This window comes from Citrobacter sp. S55_ASV_140 (assembly GCF_018919505.1).
GTDB lineage: Bacteria > Pseudomonadota > Gammaproteobacteria > Enterobacterales > Enterobacteriaceae > Citrobacter > Citrobacter werkmanii.
This window is the reverse complement of the sequence record NZ_JAHLQZ010000360.1, coordinates 1-1,891: the sequence shown is the minus strand read 5'-3', so window position 1 is coordinate 1,891 and position 1,891 is coordinate 1. Positions and strand designations below refer to the sequence as shown.

Sequence of the window (1,891 nt, the reverse complement as noted above, 5' to 3'; positions counted from 1 at the left end):
GCCTGAAAGAATCCGCCGAAAAACTCACGCTGGCGCAATACAGCCAGCAGTGCGGCGTGGCTGAAGCAGACATTAGCGCACTGGCCGACGCGTTTACCCGCCACGGACGTAAAGCGGCGGTAATCGCGCACGGCGGAATGATGGCAGGTAATGGATTTTATAACGCCTGGTCGGTAATGATGCTCAATGCGCTGATTGGCAACCTGAGTCTTGAAGGCGGCGTGTTTGTCGGCGGCGGCAAGTTCAATGGTGCCACCGATGGACCACGCTACAACATGGACAGTTTCACCGGGAAGATTAAACCAAAGGGATTAAGCATCGCACGCAGTAAAACCGCGTATGAGTCTTCCGAAGAGTACCGCAATAAAGTAGCCGCCGGACAATCGCCCTTCCCGGCAAAAGCCCCCTGGTATCCGTTTGTGGCAGGTCAACTTACTGAACTTCTTGTCTCGGCACTCGAAGGCTACCCTTATCCGCTAAAAGCCTGGATCTCTAACATGACCAACCCGTTTTACGGCATCGCAGGGTTGCGCGGCGTGGCGGAAGAAAAGCTTAAAGATCCTGCGCGTTTGCCGCTATTTATCGCCATTGATGCCTTTATGAACGAAACCACGGCGCTGGCAGATTACATCGTGCCGGATACCCATAACTTCGAAAGCTGGGGATTCAGCGCCCCGTGGGCGGGCGTCGCCAGCAAAGCTACCACCGCTCGCTGGCCCGTGGTCAGAGCCGCAACCAGCAGTACCGCTGACGGTCAACCGGCCTCAATGGAATCTTTCTGTATTGCGGTAGCAAAACGCATTGGTTTGCCTGGTTTTGGTGATAATGCGATTACCGACCCACAGGGCAATCAGTATCCGTTAAATCGTGCGGAAGATTATTATCTGCGCCTCGCCGCCAATATTGCGTTTATGGGTAAATCACCGGTCCCGGAGGCTCAGCCGGAAGACATTGCCTTGACCGGGGTGCAACGGATCATGCCGGTGATAACGCAAACGCTGAAAGCCGATGAAGCCAGCCGGGTGGCATTTGTGTATTCACGCGGCGGGCGTTTCGCCCCAGCCAGCAGTGGCCGGGTGGAGGATCGCGTCGGCAATGCGTGGGAAAAACCGCTGCAAATCTGGAATGCGAATGTCGCCGCGCACCGCCATGCGATTACCGGCGAGCGCTACAGCGGCTGCCCGGCCTGGTATCCTTCGCGCCTGTCAGACGGACGTGCGGTCGAGGAGTTGTTCCCGGAACAAGAATGGCCGCTGAAATTGATCTCCTTTAAATCCAATACCATGTCCAGCGCCACGGCGGTCATCCCGCGCCTGCATCATCTGAAGCCGGTTAATCTGGTGGCGCTCAACCCGCAGGATGGTAAGCGGTACGGCTTAGCACATGGCGATACGGTACGTATCACTACGCCTGGCGGTCAGGTACAGGCGCAAATAAGCCTGCTTCATGGTGTTATGCCGGGAGTTATCGCCATTGAACATGGCTATGGACATAAAGAAATGGGCGCGGCGCAGCATACGCTCGACGGCGAGCCGATGCCATTTGACGCGCAGATAAGGTCGGGAATTAATCTCAATGACTTGGGCTTTGCGGATCCTACCCGGCAGGTAACCAATACCTGGCTTGACTGGGTGTCGGGTGCGGCGGTACGCCAGGGGCTGCCAGCGAGAATTGAGCGCGTGTAACTCGCGCGTCCGGTGGCAACGCTAACGCATTTTATCCGGCCTATAACATCCTGTAGGCCGGATAAGGCAAAAAGCGGATCAGTTATTTACCGGGATCACCGCGCCTTTGTATTTAGTGCGGATCCAGTCCTGAATCTCTTTTGAATGCAGCACGTCTACCAGCGCCACAATATCCTTTTTCTTCTCATCGCCGCGATGTACGGTAA

At 55.9% G+C, this 1,891-nt stretch carries 1 protein-coding gene and 1 pseudogene; one reads left to right on the top strand and one right to left on the bottom strand.

Going from position 1 to position 1,891, the window contains the following annotated elements; all coding sequences use genetic code 11:
* Positions 1–1,685, top strand: a 1,685-nt coding sequence (locus KQJ18_RS23750; protein WP_216422920.1) for a molybdopterin dinucleotide binding domain-containing protein, incomplete at its 5' end; no start/stop codon positions are given.
* Positions 1,686–1,763: 78 nt separating this feature from the next.
* Here KQJ18_RS23750 and KQJ18_RS23745 read toward each other — a convergent pair.
* A pseudogene (locus KQJ18_RS23745) lies at positions 1,764–1,891 on the bottom strand (MetQ/NlpA family ABC transporter substrate-binding protein); the annotation flags it as partial.